The organism is Pseudomonas sp. P106(2024), from assembly GCF_057480815.1.
Genome location: NZ_JBLIYU010000007.1, coordinates 235,418 through 252,281, shown reverse-complemented (window position 1 = coordinate 252,281; position 16,864 = coordinate 235,418). Strand labels below are relative to the sequence as shown.

Sequence of the window (16,864 nt, the reverse complement as noted above, 5' to 3'; positions counted from 1 at the left end):
AAAAATCGCTGTGGGCAAATAATCAGTTCAGGAAATCGTGAACCAATGGCTGGCGAGAACCCTCCGTAGGAGCGGCTCCACGGGACACGTTTGGTTTAATGAAGTTCAAGCGACTGACGGTCGGCCCTGCACGCCATGTTTGCCTACGCTGAAACTCCCTACCTTTGAAGCAAGGAGTTCAGCCATGGCTTTCCACTACAACCGCCTGGACAAGAACAACGCCGCAGTACTGCTGGTCGACCACCAGACCGGCCTGCTGTCGCTGGTGCGAGATATCGACCCCGACCGCTTCAAGAACAACGTGCTGGCGCTTTCCGACCTCGCCAGGTATTTCAAGCTGCCCACCATCCTCACCACCAGCTTCGAAACCGGCCCCAACGGCCCTCTGGTGCCCGAGCTCAAGGAGCAATTCCCCGACGCGCCCTACATTGCCCGCCCCGGCAACATCAATGCCTGGGACAACGAAGACTTCGTCAAGGCGGTGAAGGCCACCGGCAAGAAGCAACTGATCATCGCCGGGGTGGTCACCGAGGTTTGCGTGGCCTTCCCGGCGCTGTCGGCGCTGGAGGAGGGTTTCGATGTATTCGTCGTCACCGACGCCTCCGGCACCTTCAACGAGTTGACCCGCGACTCGGCCTGGCGGCGCATGGAGGCCGCGGGCGCGCAACTGATGACCTGGTTCGGCGTGGCATGCGAGCTGCACCGCGACTGGCGCAATGACATCGAGGGGCTGGGCACGCTGTTCTCCAACCACATCCCCGATTATCGCAACCTGATGACCAGCTACAGCAAGTTGGCCAAGTAGCGCTTTCACTGGTGCGGTGAGCGATTACCGCGCCAGTTTCAATATGCCATTCGCAGGTGTCGCGGACCAGATCGCCAACCCCGCTGCCAGAGCGGTCAATAATGCCCCGGCCCAAGGCGTGGCTTCCAGTGCCGAGCCTGTGATCACCACGCCACCGATGGCCGAGCCCAATCCGACGCCTAGGTGCATGGCCGACATGTTCAGGCTCATGCCCGCCGGGAAGGTATCCTCGCCGCGCCTGGCCAGGTAGCTCTGCACCACTGGCGAGGTGGTCCAGCTCAGCCCGCCCCAGAGCATCATCGCCGGCAGGAACAGCCACGGCGTGCCCGCGCTAAGCGGTAGCATCAGCAGGCTGGCGAGGTACAACAGAGGCGCCAGCAGGATGGCCTTGGCCACACCCAACCGATCGGCCATCCAGCCACCGACATAGCCGCCCGAGACACCGGCAATGCCGAATGCCGCGAACACCGCTGCCAGCCATTGCGGCGGTACATGGGCGACCTGCTGGGCGTAAGGCGCGAGGTAGGCGAATACAGTGAAGTGCCCGGCGATCATCAACAGCGATACCCCCTGCGCGGCCGTGAGGCGGCTATCGCGCAGGTGGCGCACGTAGCTGGCAAGGGCGATGCGTTCGGTGCTCTGCAGCGTCGGCAGCCCGCGCCAGGCCATCAGCAGCACCGCTACCGTCAAGGCACTAAGGCCGAGGAACACGCCGCGCCAGCCCAGGGCGTCGCACAGCAGCATGCCGGCCGGCACACCCAGTATCAGCGAGCTGCAGATACCCATGAAGATTACCCCGATGGCGCGCCCGCGCAGGGCTTCGGGCGCCATGCGCGTGGCCATCAGTGTGCACGTCAGGCAGGTCATCGCGCTGGTTGTGGCCATGCCGATACGGGCGATCAACAGCGCGGTGTAACCGGGCGCCCAGGCCGCGAGCAGGTTGCACAGGGCGAACAAAGCCAACGTGGCGCACAGCAGGCCACGCAACGGCAAGCGTGTGGTGAGCAGGGGAGAGAAGGGCGCGACGAGGGCGAAGCTCAGGGAGAAGACGGTGGTCAGTTGCCCGGCCACGCCGAGCGGAACGTCCAGGCCATCGGCCAGGGCCGGCAGGATGCCGACCGTGATGTTTTCCGCCATGCCCGTGGCGAATGTCGCCAGGGCCAGCAGCCAGATACGCGGGCTCATGTGTTGCCTCCGATAAACGGGCCGGCCAAGGTCCGGACCCATTTGTCCCGACGGTTGACCGGCAGTGGTCAGGTCCATCGGGTTTCGAGGCAGTGCTTCGGTTATCCCGGTTCACGCAGGTGTAGGAGCGGCCTGCGTGAGGCCATGTTATTTCAACTCGGTCTCGATGAACACGATCTCGTGATCGCTGGCATTGACCACGTTGTGTTCCACGCCGGCTTTGCGGAAGTAGCTCTGGCCTGCCACCAGGGGGGCGTGTTTGTCACCCTCCGGGGTTTCCAGCAACAAGGTGCCGTCGGTCATCGGCACCACCACGTAATCGAGGCCGTGGCGATGCTGGCCGGTCTCGGCGCCGGGGGCGAAGCGCCATTCGGTGACGATCACTTCGTCGGTATTCACCTGTACGGTGGGGACTGCCTTGGGGCGTTGGGTCTGCTGCGTCATGGAGTAGGCCTGTTCACGGAAAAGCGTCCAGCCTGGGCTGCTTGCGCGGTGGGTTAAATCCAAGTCTGCTGGCAGTCAGTCGTGCGAACACTCAACTTTTTCCGCCCAAACGCAACGCGGGGCCAGCCCGCTCCCACAGGCTCAAGGCTGAACCTGTGGGAGCGGGCTGGCCCCGCGAGTACGAAATGCCCTGAAGATCACAGCGTGATCGGCTTCAACTTGAGCCCCATGGCCTGGGCCCGCACCGCCGCGCCGCTGAAGGCCGCTGCATTGCCAGGTGGTGGCGTGGGCCCGTGCACATGCCCGGCCAGCTCGATGTTCATTTCCTGAACCAGGTCGAGCAGGTCGCAGAGCACCTGCAGCACGTTCACCGCCTCGGAGCCCAGCCAGGTCTTCGGCGCCTGCAGGCGCTGGCTGATCTTCACCACGCTGTCGCGCAGGCCCTCGACCCGCTCCTGGACGTCGCCGCCGATCGCCGCGTTGAGCTTCTGCCCCACCGCCAGGTTCAGGTCGCGCCCGGTGGCCTGGTGCAGATCGTCGAGAGCGGCCAGGCTGGCAGAGCCGCCGGACAGCAGCTTGAGCGCGCCGAGGGCCTCGATCTTCTTGATCCCGCCGACGGTCTCGGTGGAGTGGTCGTCCACCGTCCGGGCATGGCTCTGGAACTGTTCGGTGTTGGCCAGTGCCTCGACCTCGCGCTCGATCGCCTTGTCGCGGATCCGGCCATCGGTCTGGCGCAGCCAGTTGCCGTCGGCGTCGGCGCGTTGCTGGCAGGCTTCGCTGTGCTGCCACACCAGGTCGCCCTTCGGCACCTTGGGCAGGCTCAGTCCGTGGGGCAGGATCTGCTGGATGAACGGCTTGTGCGGCAGCCCGTAGGCGAACGACAGCACCACGGTGGTGCCCTCCTCGGGGAAGCCGAACATGCCGCGTTCCTGGCCGCCCATGGGCGCCGGCAGCGGCAGGCTGGTGAACACCGGCAGCGCCGGGTCGGGCTCGCCGTCCGGCAGCAGCACCTGGACATCGACGCCGAAGCGCGGGCGGAAATCGTCGCACAGCCCGGGCGCCTCCGGCGCATCGGGCACCGCGACCACGCGGCCGAAGCGCGGCAGGTGATAGCCGCCGGTGATTTCGGGGAACTGGCGCGCTACGGCGCGGCGGATTGCGTCTTCCATCGTATGGCCATCTGGCTGTCGGCCAGCGCGACATGGGTCACGCGCTCGCCGTGGTTGATTGGTGCGCCCGGACGCAGCCCTGGCAGGGCCGCAATGCTGGCGCTCTGGTTGCCCTGGTAGTTGTCGAACAGCTCCATGGGCAGTTGCAGCGCGGGGCGCGCGCCGAAGTAGCTGTCGGCCCAGCTGCCCACGTACACCTCGCCGTTGCCCTGCTGCTGCCAGATGAAGTCGGGGATGTCGAAGACCTGGGCCAGGCTTTCCATGGCCTGGAAGCCGGCGGCCAGGCTGTAGAAGAACGGCGCGCGCACCGAGGCGTAGGGCCGCTCGGGCACGCGAAAGCGCAGGCCAGTGTGCTGGCCGATCTGGTCGAGCACGCCGCGCAGGTCGACGTGGCGCAGGTTCATCGGCAGTGGCTTGGCCAGGATCGCCGCCAGTTCCCGGCAGAACAGCAATTGCTGCCTGGCGTTGGCGCTGGTGCAGCGCTCGACGTAGCCGATGAAGTGCCGCTGCAGCGGGCTGTCGTTGTAGCCGATGTCGAGGGTGACCAGGCCCTTGAGGGGCGCCTCGGCCTGGACGATGAAGGTTGCCCGCCCCGGGTTGCGCAGTTCCAGGCGCACGTCCGCCCTGACCAGCTCGTATCGCTCGCCGCCGACATTGAGTACCTGATGCAGCTTCATGACTTCTCTCCCAGCCAGTCATCCACTTTTTTCAGCAGGCGCTCGAAGCTGGTCAGCTCCGGGTCCTTCTCCTCTTCCTCCTCTTTCGCGCCCACCGCCGCCCCCGGAGCGGCCTGGGCCTTGACGCGTTTTTTGGCGCGACGCTTTTCGACCTTTTCCGGGTTGGAGGTCTTTTCGGCCAGGCCGAACTGCACCCGCCAGCAGGCCAGCGAGTCGTCTTCCCGGGCGTTGACGCTGTCGGCGAAGCGGACCTGGCGGATGCCGAAGGCTTCGGCCGTGTCGTTGACGATGCGGTAGGTCTTGAGTTGGCCACCGCTCTCGGTGGCTTCGGCCAGGCGCATCAGGCTGCGCAGCCAGGCGCCGTTGACGTAGGGGATGGTCAGGGTGACCGTGAGGGTCTTGGGCTTGAAGCCCTTGTGCGCGGTGTCGGTGTTGCTGGTCTGGCCGGACAGGTCCTCGGCTTCGATGCGCAGGTTGCCGGTGACTTTCAGGGTCTTGCCTTCGACGGGCTGGCCGTCCAACAGTAGCAGTGTCATAAACCCACCATTTCACGAACGAAGCTCAGGCCCTTGGCCGAGCCGACCAGGATCACGCCGGCGCTCATCACCCATTCATGCCCCGGGGCATCGCCTTCGAGCAGCATGCGGCGCAGTTGCGTGTTGTTGCCCGGGCCCAGCAGGCGGGTGCGCACCGAGCTGTCGGCCTGGCCGCCTTCCAGCAGGTCGCGCAGGTCGGCCAGGCGCTGGTCGCGGACCTGCTGCTGGTTGGCCTTGCGCGCCGCCAGCCCGGACAGGTCGCTCATGGGCGAGCTGTCGGCGGCGTAGCTTTCCAGCACCGCGATCTGCCCGGCCAGCGATTGCTGGGCCGCCTTCAGCACCGTGCAGCGCTCCAGCGGCAAGGCCTCCCAGCGCGGCAGGGCGGTGGCCTGGGGAATCTGCCATTTCTCGGTTTCGAGCCGGGCCAGGTGCTCGGCGCGGCGTTGCGCGCGCACCAGTTCGGGGATCGGCATCAGGGCGTTGAAGCGGGCCAGGCCGGCGGCCAGCTGATCGTGGCGGGTACCCAGGAACAGCAGGCACAGTGCGTGCTGCTCACCCTGGGGGCTGCCGTTGTCGGTGGCGTCGGTCAGCTTGTTGGCCAACTGCTGCAGCAGGTTCGGCGCGGACAGGAAGCGCTGGTAGCCACGCCCCTGGCCGATACCGCTCTGGAACGGCGTCACCACCAGGCACCTGGGCACTTCGCCCAGCTGTTCGGCCAGGGCCTGGCGCCCGGCCTCGATCGCGCCCTTGGCCGCAGCGCCGACCGGGCCGGGGTTGGTGCTCGCCAGGCCCTGCAGGCCGTTCAGGCGCTGGGCGGTACTGGCCAGCTCGCTGCCGGCCAGGGCCTTGGCGGCGTCCAGCTGGCCCATCCAGCGGGTTGCCTCGGTGGGCCAGCGCAGGGTCAGGAGGGGCCAGTTCATGGCTGCAGACTCTCCCATGTAACAACTTGTATAGCGTTAATATCACCGTTGCTCAGGGCCTGTGCCAGTTGCTGCTTAAGCACGTTGGATCGCTGCAATAGCTCGAGCTTGTACGTGGTGAAGTCATCGCTGACCTGACGCAGCTGTTTGGCGGTGTGTAGTCGCAGCTCCTTGACGCCTTGCTTGTCTCGGCAGCCGAAGCGACTGTCGAAGCCCTGAAGAATCACCCCAGTAAGGTTCAGTTGGTCGTCCAACTTGCTGGGGTACTGATGAGGCTCTCCAAGGGCGCTGGACCAAAAGCCTGCGGTGATTGTGGCTTCGCAGGCAGAGTTGATCTCGGCTACTTTTTGTCGATACAGGTTATCCAGTAGCTCTGGCTCTGGTGCCCCTGATGCAGGACGTGCTACCGGTCTGTTTAGGCTTGGGTCGAAAATGATGTGCAAGCCTTGCGACTGTTTTTCCAGGAGATTGAGATAGTCGGTATGGCTGACCTTTACTGAATCGGCTGGGATCCTGGGATGCAGACCTTGCACCAGGAAAGTATGAAGCGACGGGCAGTAGTAGAAGTTGCTCATTAGGGGGCCTCAGTGACCGATCGCGATATAGGGGTAGGTCGAAGTGGCGGTGGCCAGTCCGATGAAGCCGGTTTTGCTGAGCGAACCGGGCTTGATGTTCATCACCTCTGCCACCCCAGTCGTGTTCTCGCCTGTCCCAACATTCAGGACGAAGCAGTTGTTGGGGAAGGCGATCGGGAAAAGGAACTGCGTGTTGTTCTCCGAGATGTAGGCATTGCCCCATTGAACGACCAGCCCGCCCAACCACCGCGGAAAGGCTATGTAGCCATTTGCCGATAGGCTGATGGAAAAGCCCCACCGTAGCTTTTGAGGGGGAACGATCAAGCTGTCGTCTACCCCAGCGTCTAGCTGTTCCAGCGTGGCTATTGGTGCGATCCCCGCGCTTTGTGTGGTCGCTCGCCTTTCGGTGTCGACCACTTGCGCAGCGGAAGTAAAGACAATGGGATTTGGGCCAGGTGGAACATGCTGTACACGCAAACCACCGTTACCCGCTACAAGTGCAACCGCAGGGCGTGTGGTGTCGTGCCGCATCCACTGGGTACCATTCCAGTAGCAGTTTTGGCACAAGTGCGATTCGAGCTGGGCAGACACGAATGCATAATTGGTACCGTGAAGGTCATAGCTGCCGCCTGGTAGCGGGTTTAGATTGGGCAGTGCGTCAGTGATGCCATATCCACTCAGGGACGTTGCTTTGTCAGCCTTTTTGCTCGTGGCCTGATTGACTGCTGCAAGCAATTGATCGATGTCGGCTGAGCTGTAGGTGTTACTGCTATCTCTCACCTCGTAGGTGGCTGTCCAGAGAATGGGGTTAGCCCCGGCTTCGACCCGTTTGACCAAGACTTTCCCAGCGCTTGCAAGCAGTACGACGGCAGGCTTGTTGATGTCGTGCCGCAACCAGTTGATGCCATTCCAATAGCAGTTCTGACACAGGTGTGGTTCGACCTTGGCCGAGACGAACGCATAGTCGGCTCCGTGTAGGTCATAGCTTCCCAAAGGGAGTGGGTTCAGGTTGGGGAGCGCATCGGTAATGCCGTAGCTACTTAGCGTGGTACCAGTGTTGGCTTTCTTGGCCAGTCCGCTATTCACCCAGGTTCGGCTGGCGAAGTGTTCCACCAATGAGCTGGTGATCGCTTCAACTGGACGACGGTCATGAATGCCTTGTGCTGTCACTTCCGCCAAAGCGATGCAGTAATGCTGGGCGCCTAGGTTGTCGGTGTAGTCAGCTTTTGTAACCCCACTACTGAAACTACAACGCGCCACAACGTCGTTCAATTTCCGTTCCAGCACCACGTCTATCCAGATAGAGGTCGGTACGGTGCTGCCGGGTACAGTTACGGGTGAAGGGCTGTGAATCCGAATCCCTTCGATATAAGCCAGTCCAGGTTTGACTTTATAGTCGGTGCCAACCTTTTCTACTTGCAAACCATCACCAAAGAAGCACGCTCGCCCATACACGTCGCGGTTGCTCAGGCGCTCGCGCTCGTCGATGCCTTTCAGGCGCACGGTAAAGTCATGCTGCCAGGTGCTGGCATCGATGGTGATGCCGGTCAGCTCCCGGGCTCCGCTGTACTCCACCAGGATGTTGCGGGTGACGTTGTTGCCGATCTGCAGCGGCGGGATATTGCGCCGTTTCTGCTGCAACGGCAGGTAGGCCACGGCGAACAGCACGCCCTCGGCGCTTTCCAGGCCCATCCAGTTCCAGTCGAAGTCGCCGATGTCGCTGCCCAGCATCGAGCTGTAGACGACCTGGTTGGGGTTCACGTAGCCGCTGTTGCCCGCCGGGATGTCGTAGCTGTGCACGATCTGGCTGGCCGGCGGTTTGGTCGCGGCGCGGTCGATTGGCGTGTTCGGGTCGAGCCCGGGCACATGGGCGTAGATGAAGCGGGTGATCTGCAGGACTTCTTTGGCCCCCTGCTTCTGGGCGATCAGGCTTTCGCCCGCGAAAGTGATTCTGGCCACGGCGGACTCCTAAAGCGTGGCGACCAGCGTCTGCTGGTCGTCGTTGAATTGGGCTGCGGCAATGCGCAGGGTGACGGGGGTGATGCTGACGAAGTCGTAGCGGCGACAGGTCCGGCCGTACTGCTGGATCAGTACCCGCAGCAGCTCGGGGTTCTCCGACAACTGCGAGTCGGAAAGGCGCAGCAGGACCACGTCCCAGTCGCGGCTGGCCAGGCGTTCGTCAATCTCGACATAGCCCACGCCGAGCCGGCGCAGGATGCGCTTGAGCCCTGCGGTGCTGCCGGCATCGACCGCGTTGATGAAGGCGAACTTCACCCGCAGCCGGTACAGGCGTTCCGGTTCGTCCTTGAAGCGGGTGATGTCCCGCTGCCAGGCGAGCAGGTCCAGCACGGTGAGGTGGCAGGTCTCGGCGTCCATCTGCAGCAGCGGCCAGCGCAGCCACTCGGTCACCCTGGCCCACCAGGCCTGGGCAGCGTCCTTGAGCTTGGTCAGTTCGGTGCCGGCGAGCCAGAACGGCAGTTTCAACGGGCTCATACCAGGTCCACCCGCAGGTTGGCGATGCGTGCGATGCTCAGTTGCGAGACGATGTCCTCGTTGGCGAAATGCAGCGACTCGATATCGGCGAAGGCCTGGTGCAGTTCCTCAGCCAGGCGGCTGAAGGAGAACCGCGACTGTGGGTAGGTCAGTGTCGGGTGATAGTCGCTGGCCGTGCTTTCGCGAAACGCCGCGCGAATGAACTGGGTGATGCCCTGCTGCAACTCTTCGCGCCGCTTCGCCGTCAGGTTCGCCCGCGGCCAGACCGTCAACGCGATGTCGTGCCGGGTCTCGGGCATGACCATCACCAGCAGGTCGTCGCCGTGGCCGTGGTTGCCTTGGTCGCGCACGTGGGCGTTGATCTGCTCCAGGTACGCCTGTGCCGGCACGTCGGCGTCGAACAGCACGTAGGCGTTGGCGCTGCCCGGACCACGTGGCGCATCGTGGAGGAAGTACACGCCATCGGGGCGCACCCCCGGGAAGGCGGCGATCATGGCGCGGTAGACCGCGTCGGTGTGCCACTGGTTGACCGCGCTGAACTGGTTGCGGGTGCGCAGGCGCAGTTGGTCGTCGGGCTCGGGGTCGGCCCCGGGCGAGGTCATCCAGCCGTCGTCGTTGACCACCTGGACGATCCCCGGCACCGGCTCGGGCAGGATGGCGTAGTAGCCGGGCGCCAGGTTGTAGCCGCTGCCGACCTGCTGCGCCTGGACCTTGACCGACTGTTGCAGGCGGCCGTCGGGGAACAGCGCATCCTCGACCGTCACCAGCTGGTAGACGTGGCCGTTGATCGCGGCGGATTGCACCACGACGCCGGCGCGCATCAGCAGCTCGCCGGCGCTGTTTTCACGGGTGAACAACAGTTGGCCCTGGGCCTTGGTCGCGCCCTTGCGCTCGACGTTCACCGCCCAGGCCAGGCTGTCCAGCCAGGCACCGCTGGCCGTCTTGACGAAGAAGTTGGGCAGCACGGTGTCGCTGATGAAACCGACCAGCCACAGCACCGGCTTGGTCACCAGCGCCGTCACCACGCGCCAGAACGGCGAGTAGGCGCTGGTGTTGCTGAGCTTGCTGCCCTGGGCGGCCACTTCGGCCTCCCAGGCCTGGTGCAGGGCCGCCTCAGTGGTGGGAATGCCGGCGTCGGCCAGCACCTTGCGAAAGTCCAAGTCGCTCACAGGTATACCTCGATATCACCGAATTTCAGGGTTTTCGCCGTGACCAGGTAGCGGCCCGGATGCTCTTCCAGGACGCGGGCCGTACCCGGCAGCAGGCGCTCGTCGTCCTCCACCAGCAGCTCCAGTTGCAGGATGCAGTCGGCCTGGCGCTGGCGGCTGCGCTCGGCCACCAGGGTCACCAGCAGGCCGCTGTCGCGGATCATGTGGGCGATATCCTGGGCGATGCTGGCCCGGTCCTCGATCAGCCTCGGTTGGTGGGAAGGGTCCAGGACCAGGTCGTTGTCGTGGATCAGCAGGTCGATGTAGTCACTCATCAGCCCACCGCCATTGCCATCATCTGTTCCAGCTCCAGCGGGTTCATGGCCTTGCTGGTGTTGATCTCCACCTTCTCGACATGCATGCGCCGGTCCTGCGCCTGGGTGGTGTTCTGGATCTGGGTCATCAGGCCTCCCTGGGGAACGCTCGTCGGGCTGGCCGGCGAGAGGTTGAGTGCGGTCTGGGTCATGCGCTGGCGCTGCTGCTCGAGTTGCTCGACCGGCGCGCTGGCCATGCTGGGGGCGAGGGCAGCGGGTGCCATCGACGCCGTGTGCGGGGCCGCAGGTGGCACCTGCATCAGGGTCTTGAGCAGTGGTTGCGTGTTGCTCATGGGCAGCACGCCGATCGGCGCGACCTGACTGGCAAGTCCTGGCACCTTGGGTGCTTCCGGCAGATCGGCGAAGGAGGTCTCGATGTTGACGCCCGGGATCTTGTTCAACCACTCGATCACCAATCCGAGCGAGTTGCGGAAGACCTTGACGATGCCGTCCCAGGCCGCCTTGGCCATGCCGGTCCAGCCCCCCATGTCGGTGAACCACTTGCTCAGTGCGTCCAGCTGTGCGCTGACCCACTGGAAGGCGGCACTGTCCAGGAACGCGGCCTTGAGCTCGTCCCAGTAGGCAATGACCAGGACCACGGCAGCGACCAACGCGATGATGCCCGCGATGATGAGGATGATCGGGTTGGCCAGGAGTGCGGCGTTCACCAGCCAGAGTGCGCCTTGCCAGGCAAGGGTGGCGAGCCTCACGATCCCCATCCAGGCGTACATGGCGATCAGGCTTGTCAGGAAGATCGACAGCACCAAGGCGTGCCGGAGGAACATGAAGATGCTCTTCAAACCGGTCATGTTGAGCAGGGCCCAGGCGGCCTGTGCCCCCAGCATGGCGATCCGGGCCAGTCCGCTCAGGACTGCAAGCGCGGTCAGCGCGGCGCTGGTGCCAAGGATCGCCAGGGTGGCGATGGCGATCACCTGGGTGATGTTGGGAAACAGCTTGATCCAGCGGACCAGGGTCTGGGCGATCTCGACCAGGCGTGTCATCAGCGGTTGCAGAATGGGAATCAGCGCCTGGCCGAAGGCGATGCGCAGTCCTTTTACCGCGGCCCCGAACTGCTGCCAGGGGTCGACCATGGCCTTGGCCATCTGTTCGGCCTGTTCCAGGCCGCGTACCTGGCCGAGTTTGTCGATGCCGTTCTTCAGGCGGTCGGTGTCCTGGGCCAGGGCGCCGATGAGCTGGGCCGCCTCACCGCCGAAGGCCTCGGTGATCTTGGCGTTGGCCGCCGCACCGCGCAGGTCGCCGAACTTGCCCTGCAGCTTGGCCAGGATGTCCAGCATCGGCAGGACCTTGCCATTGGTGTCGGTGAACTTCATGCCGAGCTTGTCCGAGGCGTCCTCGATGTTCTCGAAGAAGGCCTTGTAAAGCCCGCCGGCCGCGCTGCCGTCCATGCTGCCGGACAGGCTGCCGATCACGGCCATCTGCTCGGCCAGACCGATGCCGGCGGCGGAGGCCTGGGCGCCGGCCTCCTTGAAGCCATCCTTCATCTGTTCGCCGCTGGTGCGGAACAGCTGGACCGCCAGGGCGGTCTGCCCGCCCAGGATCTTGACCCACTGGCCCTTGCCCATGGCGTCGGCCTGCTGCTTCTGCAGGTTGTACATCGTGCCGACATACTCGGCCATCACGCCCTGGTCGGACTTGGTGGCCTTGGCCAGCACGCTGCTGGCGTAGGTGAACGTGGCCAGTTGGGAGCCGGACAGACCTTTGATCGCGCCCTCGATCTTGTACGCCGAGGCGACGAAGTCGCGGGCGTTCTCACCATAGGCGATGGAGAACATCAGGGCTTTCTTGTTCAGGGCCTCCAAGGCGTCCTCGGCCACGCCGAGCGAGCGTACATCCCCAAGGGCACGGTTCATTTCCAGGGCGGGTTCAAGGAAGGTGCCGAAGCCGCTGGCGGAGCTTTGCAGCTTCTGCGTGCCCTCGCTGATCTGCTTGATGGCGGCCTGGCTTTTTTCGGTCAGATTGTTGAACCCTTGGGTCATCCTCGCCAGCGGCGCGGTGACTTTGTCGGTCAGCGACAGGATGAAATCCAGCCGGCTGATTGCGTTGTTCGCGCTCATGGGATGTCAGCCTCCATTGAATGCACGGGCGATGCCGTTGGCGATGGCGATTTCCATTCGCCGCCAGTGCTCGTCCTCCAGCCACTTGGCCGTGCCCAGGTTCTCGGGCGTGGACGGGGCACCGGGCAGCCAGCGTTCGGCCAGGGCCAGCAGCTGGCCCAGGCCGTCCTCGGTCAGTCGCTCTGCGTGGCCGAGCGCTTTTTTACGGTGACTTCCACGGTCGGGGCGTACTCCTCGACCAGGGCACCGGCCAGCTGGATCACGGTCATCGGGTTGGCCAGCAGCGGCTTGAGCTGGTCCTTATGCTCGGGCTTCACGGCGGTGACCAGCAGGTTGTTGGCCGGGGCGACCTTGTTGGAGGGGGTCAGGGCGTTGATGTACTTGGTCATCAGCGCCGGATCGATGGCGAAGTCCAGGGACAGGTCGCCGACTTCCAGGGTGATTTCGGTGCGTTGGGTCATGGGGGTACTACTCCATTGGAATACGGGAATGGAAAAGAACGTGGCGGGCGCTGTGTTCAGCGGTCGCGCTCGTGAAGCTGTTGGCAGGGAATGCAGCGGCGCATGCCGCCCAGGGCGCGGCGCGCCTCGGCGATCTCGTCGCCGCAGTCCGTGCAGTGGGTAAGGCTGGGCCCAGTCGCCACGCGTCGGCCACGGACGGCGGCGATCGCCAGATCACGCCTGAGCTGTTCCAGGGCCTGGGCGCGGTCGAATGGGCACACCGTCAGCTCAGCCCCTCGACCTCGGCGAAGGACAGGTACGGCACGCCGTTGACGTGGATGAAGTCCGGGCTGGTGACGTCGAACGGCAGCTTGTGCTTGGTCTTCTCGCCGCCCTTGGCGTCGATGTTGAGCAGGCTGGAGATCTTGAAGCGGCAGCCGAAGGCCTCGACGCGGATCTCGTCGGTGGGGGTCTTGGCATAGAACAGCTGGTCGAAGGTTCCCAGCTGACGGAAGCTGCCGGCCTTGGCGGCGGCTTCGATGATCAGGTTGAAGTTGCTGGTATCCACCTCCAGCTCGCCGCTGGCGGCCACGTCGCCGGCGACCCAGCCGTCCGGCACGCCCTTGGTGTGCGCCACGGCGCTGTTGTCGGTGATGTCGAGGGTTGCGCTCTCAACGTGGATCTTCAGGTCGCCCACGTTGATGTCGAAGTTCAAGCCACTGATCTTGGCCATGGGTTACTCCTGGTTGTCCTGGGAAAGGTCCAGCGCGATGTTCGCGGTGATGTCCTTGGGGCAGTTGTGCGGGCGGATGCGGATGAACACTTCCACCTGGGTGTGGCTTTTCCAGACGATGACCAGGTCGCCGTCGCGCGGCGGCTGGATTTCGCCGGGGAACACTTCGCCGGCGAATTTCACCGCCTTGGCCATCCGTCGCAGCGGCGCCATCAGCGCGCTGGTGTTGGCGGCCATGCTGGCGGGGCTGTTGTTCAGGCGGCGGTCGCCGATGCGGCGGATCAGCAGCGGGCGGACCTGGCGGGCTGCCTTGTCGGCCAGGCGCAGGTATTCCAGGACCTGGAAGTCGCTGGCGGCGGTGTCGAGCATGTTGGCATCGCCCCAGTACACGCCCTCGTAGTCCGGGTAGGTCTGCGAGACGGAGAAGCGTGCCTTGTCCAGCTCGCTGCGCACCGCCGATGGCAGTGGCACGCCGTCCTTGTCCGCGGGCACCGCGCCCAGGCCCAGGACAGGGCCACTGGCGACGCGCATCGGGGTATCGGCGATGCTCCAGGCAGCGTTTGCCAGGCGCCCGGCGAGCACGCCCAGGTCGTTGCCGTGCAGCTGCGGCACTACCACGACGCGTGGCGCGGCGACATCGCCGGTGAGCGCCTTCTGCTCGAGCAGGTAGTCCGACCAGGTCACGGTCGGCAGGATGCCGGCGGACGCGGCCAGGACGAACGAGCGCCGGCCGTAGCGGGCGTTCAGCTGTTCGGCGGCGGTGTGCATGGCCAGCAGTTCCGCGCCGGCGGTCGCCGGCTTGGTGATGACGATGCCCTCGACCGAGTAGCCGTGTTGCTGGGCATACTCCAGGGCGCTCGCCCAGTCGCCCTCAGCGCCGATTGGCGCGGCCAGGCAGGCCCAGCGGTCGCCGCCGTTGGCCCGGGCAGCGATCAGTTGGGTCTTCAGGTCGCTGGCGGCCACGCCCAGCTCATTGTCCAGGTCGCTGTCCGTGTTCAGGGTCAACAGCTTGCCGACGTTCTTGGCGGCGGGGCCGATGAAGAGGAAGTAGCGCTCGATCTCGGTCACGGCACCCTGGCCGAGGTTGAGATTGTTCACGCTGATTTTACCGAGTGCCATAGGTTGCCTCGTTAGCGGGGTGATTGAAGGGTTGTGCCAGGACCTGTCGATCAGGTCGCGGGCGGGGCGGGCATCGCAGCCCGGGTAATGGGTCAGGGGAGGGGACTGGCCTGCAGGGCGACTCCGCCTTGCTCGGCGACCCACAGGTCATAGGGTTGGAATGACCAGGTCTTGCCGAAGACCTCGATCTCGCCGGCCGCGTCCTCGGTCAGGTAAAGGGGCTCGACGAACTCCAGGACCAGCGACACATCGAGCAGGTCGCTGCCCGGGACCTTCTGCTTGACTGCGAGGGTCGGCGCCGGCAGGGCGAACAGGTGACGCCCGGGGTCGTTGGTTTCCAGCCAGCTGCCGGCGAGTGCCATCAGGCGCCCGGGATGACCGCTGAAGTCGTCGAAGTCGAACAGGGCGCGGTAGCGCAGGTTGCCCATGTGCAGGCCCAGTTCGGTTTGCGTCCAGGCCAGTTGCAGGTCCAGCTGCTGGGACCAGGCGTGCAGTTGCCCGGCAGGCACCAGCTTGCGTTCGAGCAGGTAGGTGGTGAGTGCTTTCAACTGGTTCATGGGGAGGCCTCCGTACAGGGAGAGGTGGCTGGGAAATTCATCGTTGAGTACGTGGGGGGATTGCCCGCTCCCACAGAGTTCGGTGAACCGCCGAAGTGATGCTCGGCATTCCAAAAAGCCCGCCGTGCAGGCTTTTCAGTAATGCGTTGTCGAACCGCTGGCCACGACTGGTGACGCCATGCGGCTGCGCTTCAAATTGATGACTCCGACCGCGGCCGTCTGCCCGCCGGAAAACTGATCGTGGTGCTTTACGCTGCACACCCGGGCCAGTTGCCAACCCTCTGAACAGTCGAGGCCTGTTCATCGCTGCCTGTGTCACAACCGGTTGCTGTCCGGCTCGAGGGATAGGCTATGCATCAATGCATATGCAGTCAATGCATTTTGGGAAATATTTAGGCATGCAAATTTGCCGATATGCATGTCGGTCTTTACGGGCGCGGGTTGTAGGGCTTTTCTGTAGGCGAAAAAAAACCCGCCGCAGCGGGTTTTTTCAGGAGCGGGGTATCAGACGTTGAAGCGGAAATGCATCACGTCACCGTCCTTGACGATGTAGTCCTTGCCTTCAAGGCGCCATTTGCCGGCTTCCTTGGCGCCGCCCTCACCCTTGAACTGGATGAAGTCGTCGTAGGCCACCACTTCGGCGCGGATGAAGCCTTTCTCGAAGTCGGTGTGGATCACGCCGGCCGCCTGTGGGGCGGTAGCGCCCACGCGTACGGTCCAGGCACGCACTTCCTGCACGCCTGCGGTGAAGTAGGTCTGCAGGTTGAGCAACTCGTAACCGGCGCGGATCACGCGGTTCAGGCCAGGCTCTTCCAGGCCCAGGGCCTCGAGGAACATGTCTTTCTCTTCACCGTCGTCCAGCTCGGCGATCTCGGCTTCGATCTTGTTGCACACCGGCACCACCACCGCGCCTTCTTCCTCGGCAATGGCCTTGACCACATCCAGGTGCGGGTTGTTGTCGAAGCCGTCTTCGGCGACGTTGGCGATGTACATGACCGGCTTGCTGGTCAGCAGGTGGAAGCCGCGGATCACCGCCTTGTCTTCGGCGCTCATGTTCTTCATCAGGCTGCGCGCAGGCTTGCCTTCGGTGAAGTGGGGGATGAGCTGCTCGAGGATGGCCTTCTGAGCCAGAGCTTCCTTGTCGCCGCCCTTGGCGTTGCGGGCGACCTTCTGCAATTGCTTCTCGCAGCTGTCGAGATCGGCGAAGATCAGCTCGAGGTCGATGATCTCGATGTCGCGCTTGGGGTCGACGCTGTTGGAGACGTGGATCACGTTCTCGTCTTCGAAGCAGCGCACCACGTGGGCGATAGCGTCGGTCTCGCGGATGTTGGCGAGGAACTTGTTGCCCAGGCCTTCACCCTTGGAGGCACCGGCGACCAGGCCGGCGATGTCGACGAACTCCATGGTGGTCGGCAGGATGCGGTTCGGCTTGACGATCTCGGCCAGCGCGTTGAGGCGCGCGTCGGGCATCGGCACGATGCCGCTGTTCGGCTCGATGGTGCAGAAGGGGAAGTTCTCCGCCGCGATGCCGGACTTGGTCAGGGCGTTGAACAGGGTGGACTTGCCGACGTTGGGCAGGCCGACGATGCCGCAATTGAAACCCATGGGAATTCC

At 64.3% G+C, this 16,864-nt stretch carries 20 protein-coding genes; 1 reads left to right on the top strand and 19 read right to left on the bottom strand.

Annotation, left to right across the window (positions count from 1 at the left end; all coding sequences use genetic code 11):
* The first annotated feature begins 184 nt into the window (after window positions 1-184).
* On the top strand, window positions 185-805 hold the full coding sequence (ycaC, locus tag AC25M7_RS14490; RefSeq protein WP_028691153.1) for an isochorismate family cysteine hydrolase YcaC: 621 nt from the start codon (window positions 185-187) through the stop codon (window positions 803-805).
* A gap of 24 nt (window positions 806-829) precedes the next feature.
* Here the strand turns inward: ycaC and AC25M7_RS14485 are convergent, their stop codons facing one another.
* The 19 genes from AC25M7_RS14485 to ychF all read right to left on the bottom strand — a co-directional run bounded on the left by AC25M7_RS14485 (window position 830) and on the right by ychF (window position 16,855).
* Entirely contained in the window at window positions 830-1,990 is a 1,161-nt protein-coding gene (locus tag AC25M7_RS14485; protein ID WP_186596448.1) for an MFS transporter, read from the bottom strand.
* A 147-nt stretch (window positions 1,991-2,137) separates the two neighbouring features.
* Window positions 2,138-2,434 (bottom strand): cupin domain-containing protein, encoded by a 297-nt coding sequence (locus tag AC25M7_RS14480; protein ID WP_028691151.1) that lies wholly within the window; start codon window positions 2,432-2,434, stop codon window positions 2,138-2,140.
* 197 nt (window positions 2,435-2,631) lie between these two features.
* Complete coding sequence (locus AC25M7_RS14475) at window positions 2,632-3,603, bottom strand: hypothetical protein (RefSeq protein ID WP_182322431.1); 972 nt, start codon at window positions 3,601-3,603, stop codon at window positions 2,632-2,634.
* Window positions 3,576-4,280 (bottom strand): hypothetical protein, encoded by a 705-nt coding sequence (locus AC25M7_RS14470; RefSeq protein WP_062364675.1) that lies wholly within the window; start codon window positions 4,278-4,280, stop codon window positions 3,576-3,578. Before AC25M7_RS14470 ends, AC25M7_RS14475 begins: the two co-directional genes overlap by 28 nt.
* Window positions 4,277-4,816 (bottom strand): baseplate complex protein, encoded by a 540-nt coding sequence (locus AC25M7_RS14465; RefSeq protein ID WP_062364673.1) that lies wholly within the window; start codon window positions 4,814-4,816, stop codon window positions 4,277-4,279. Before AC25M7_RS14465 ends, AC25M7_RS14470 begins: the two co-directional genes overlap by 4 nt.
* Complete coding sequence (locus AC25M7_RS14460) at window positions 4,813-5,736, bottom strand: hypothetical protein (RefSeq protein ID WP_486971174.1); 924 nt, start codon at window positions 5,734-5,736, stop codon at window positions 4,813-4,815. The genes AC25M7_RS14465 and AC25M7_RS14460 overlap by 4 nt, the downstream gene beginning before the upstream one ends.
* Window positions 5,733-6,311, bottom strand: coding sequence for a DUF4376 domain-containing protein (locus AC25M7_RS14455; RefSeq protein ID WP_486971173.1), 579 nt, complete (start codon window positions 6,309-6,311; stop codon window positions 5,733-5,735). Before AC25M7_RS14455 ends, AC25M7_RS14460 begins: the two co-directional genes overlap by 4 nt.
* A gap of 9 nt (window positions 6,312-6,320) precedes the next feature.
* A complete protein-coding gene (locus AC25M7_RS14450) occupies window positions 6,321-8,270 on the bottom strand; it encodes a phage tail protein (RefSeq protein WP_486971172.1) in 1,950 nt (649 codons plus the stop codon).
* 9 nt (window positions 8,271-8,279) lie between these two features.
* Window positions 8,280-8,804: a phage tail protein gene (locus AC25M7_RS14445; RefSeq protein ID WP_486971171.1), complete on the bottom strand. Its 525-nt coding sequence runs from the start codon at window positions 8,802-8,804 to the stop codon at window positions 8,280-8,282.
* Window positions 8,801-9,973: a baseplate J/gp47 family protein gene (locus AC25M7_RS14440; protein ID WP_486971170.1), complete on the bottom strand. Its 1,173-nt coding sequence runs from the start codon at window positions 9,971-9,973 to the stop codon at window positions 8,801-8,803. The genes AC25M7_RS14445 and AC25M7_RS14440 overlap by 4 nt, the downstream gene beginning before the upstream one ends.
* Window positions 9,970-10,287, bottom strand: a complete 318-nt coding sequence (locus AC25M7_RS14435) for a DUF2590 family protein (RefSeq protein ID WP_062364661.1) — start codon at window positions 10,285-10,287, stop codon at window positions 9,970-9,972. Before AC25M7_RS14435 ends, AC25M7_RS14440 begins: the two co-directional genes overlap by 4 nt.
* Window positions 10,287-12,401, bottom strand: a complete 2,115-nt coding sequence (locus tag AC25M7_RS14430; protein ID WP_062364659.1) for a phage tail tape measure protein — start codon at window positions 12,399-12,401, stop codon at window positions 10,287-10,289. The genes AC25M7_RS14435 and AC25M7_RS14430 overlap by 1 nt, the downstream gene beginning before the upstream one ends.
* Window positions 12,402-12,407: 6 nt before the next feature.
* Window positions 12,408-12,554, bottom strand: a complete 147-nt coding sequence (locus AC25M7_RS14425) for a DUF6890 family protein (RefSeq protein WP_371263118.1) — start codon at window positions 12,552-12,554, stop codon at window positions 12,408-12,410.
* Window positions 12,555-12,574: 20 nt separating this feature from the next.
* On the bottom strand, window positions 12,575-12,862 hold the full coding sequence (locus AC25M7_RS14420) for a putative phage tail assembly chaperone (RefSeq protein WP_050703720.1): 288 nt from the start codon (window positions 12,860-12,862) through the stop codon (window positions 12,575-12,577).
* A 56-nt stretch (window positions 12,863-12,918) separates the two neighbouring features.
* Complete coding sequence (locus tag AC25M7_RS14415; protein ID WP_371877771.1) at window positions 12,919-13,122, bottom strand: TraR/DksA C4-type zinc finger protein; 204 nt, start codon at window positions 13,120-13,122, stop codon at window positions 12,919-12,921.
* A 2-nt stretch (window positions 13,123-13,124) separates the two neighbouring features.
* Complete coding sequence (locus tag AC25M7_RS14410; protein ID WP_046857144.1) at window positions 13,125-13,574, bottom strand: phage protein; 450 nt, start codon at window positions 13,572-13,574, stop codon at window positions 13,125-13,127.
* Window positions 13,575-13,577: 3 nt separating this feature from the next.
* Window positions 13,578-14,693, bottom strand: coding sequence for a DUF2586 domain-containing protein (locus tag AC25M7_RS14405; RefSeq protein ID WP_088852559.1), 1,116 nt, complete (start codon window positions 14,691-14,693; stop codon window positions 13,578-13,580).
* A gap of 92 nt (window positions 14,694-14,785) precedes the next feature.
* Window positions 14,786-15,250 (bottom strand): phage tail protein, encoded by a 465-nt coding sequence (locus AC25M7_RS14400; RefSeq protein ID WP_288521557.1) that lies wholly within the window; start codon window positions 15,248-15,250, stop codon window positions 14,786-14,788.
* Window positions 15,251-15,754: 504 nt separating this feature from the next.
* Complete coding sequence (ychF, locus tag AC25M7_RS14395) at window positions 15,755-16,855, bottom strand: redox-regulated ATPase YchF (protein WP_028691150.1); 1,101 nt, start codon at window positions 16,853-16,855, stop codon at window positions 15,755-15,757.
* Between the last annotated feature and the right edge of the window lie 9 nt (window positions 16,856-16,864).

Excerpts from the sequence above, each read along its gene's own strand:
- ycaC (WP_028691153.1), top strand. The coding sequence starts at position 185 with ATGGCTTTCCACTACAACCGCCTGGACAAGAACAACGCCGCAGTACTG.
- AC25M7_RS14485 (WP_186596448.1), bottom strand. The coding sequence starts at position 1,990 with ATGAGCCCGCGTATCTGGCTGCTGGCCCTGGCGACATTCGCCACGGGC.
- AC25M7_RS14480 (WP_028691151.1), bottom strand. The coding sequence starts at position 2,434 with ATGACGCAGCAGACCCAACGCCCCAAGGCAGTCCCCACCGTACAGGTG.
- AC25M7_RS14475 (WP_182322431.1), bottom strand. The coding sequence starts at position 3,603 with ATGGAAGACGCAATCCGCCGCGCCGTAGCGCGCCAGTTCCCCGAAATC.
- AC25M7_RS14470 (WP_062364675.1), bottom strand. The coding sequence starts at position 4,280 with ATGAAGCTGCATCAGGTACTCAATGTCGGCGGCGAGCGATACGAGCTG.
- AC25M7_RS14465 (WP_062364673.1), bottom strand. The coding sequence starts at position 4,816 with ATGACACTGCTACTGTTGGACGGCCAGCCCGTCGAAGGCAAGACCCTG.
- AC25M7_RS14460 (WP_486971174.1), bottom strand. The coding sequence starts at position 5,736 with ATGAACTGGCCCCTCCTGACCCTGCGCTGGCCCACCGAGGCAACCCGC.
- AC25M7_RS14455 (WP_486971173.1), bottom strand. The coding sequence starts at position 6,311 with ATGAGCAACTTCTACTACTGCCCGTCGCTTCATACTTTCCTGGTGCAA.
- AC25M7_RS14445 (WP_486971171.1), bottom strand. The coding sequence starts at position 8,804 with ATGAGCCCGTTGAAACTGCCGTTCTGGCTCGCCGGCACCGAACTGACC.
- AC25M7_RS14435 (WP_062364661.1), bottom strand. The coding sequence starts at position 10,287 with ATGAGTGACTACATCGACCTGCTGATCCACGACAACGACCTGGTCCTG.
- AC25M7_RS14430 (WP_062364659.1), bottom strand. The coding sequence starts at position 12,401 with ATGAGCGCGAACAACGCAATCAGCCGGCTGGATTTCATCCTGTCGCTG.
- AC25M7_RS14420 (WP_050703720.1), bottom strand. The coding sequence starts at position 12,862 with ATGACCCAACGCACCGAAATCACCCTGGAAGTCGGCGACCTGTCCCTG.
- AC25M7_RS14410 (WP_046857144.1), bottom strand. The coding sequence starts at position 13,574 with ATGGCCAAGATCAGTGGCTTGAACTTCGACATCAACGTGGGCGACCTG.
- AC25M7_RS14405 (WP_088852559.1), bottom strand. The coding sequence starts at position 14,693 with ATGGCACTCGGTAAAATCAGCGTGAACAATCTCAACCTCGGCCAGGGT.
- AC25M7_RS14400 (WP_288521557.1), bottom strand. The coding sequence starts at position 15,250 with ATGAACCAGTTGAAAGCACTCACCACCTACCTGCTCGAACGCAAGCTG.
- ychF (WP_028691150.1), bottom strand. The coding sequence starts at position 16,855 with ATGGGTTTCAATTGCGGCATCGTCGGCCTGCCCAACGTCGGCAAGTCC.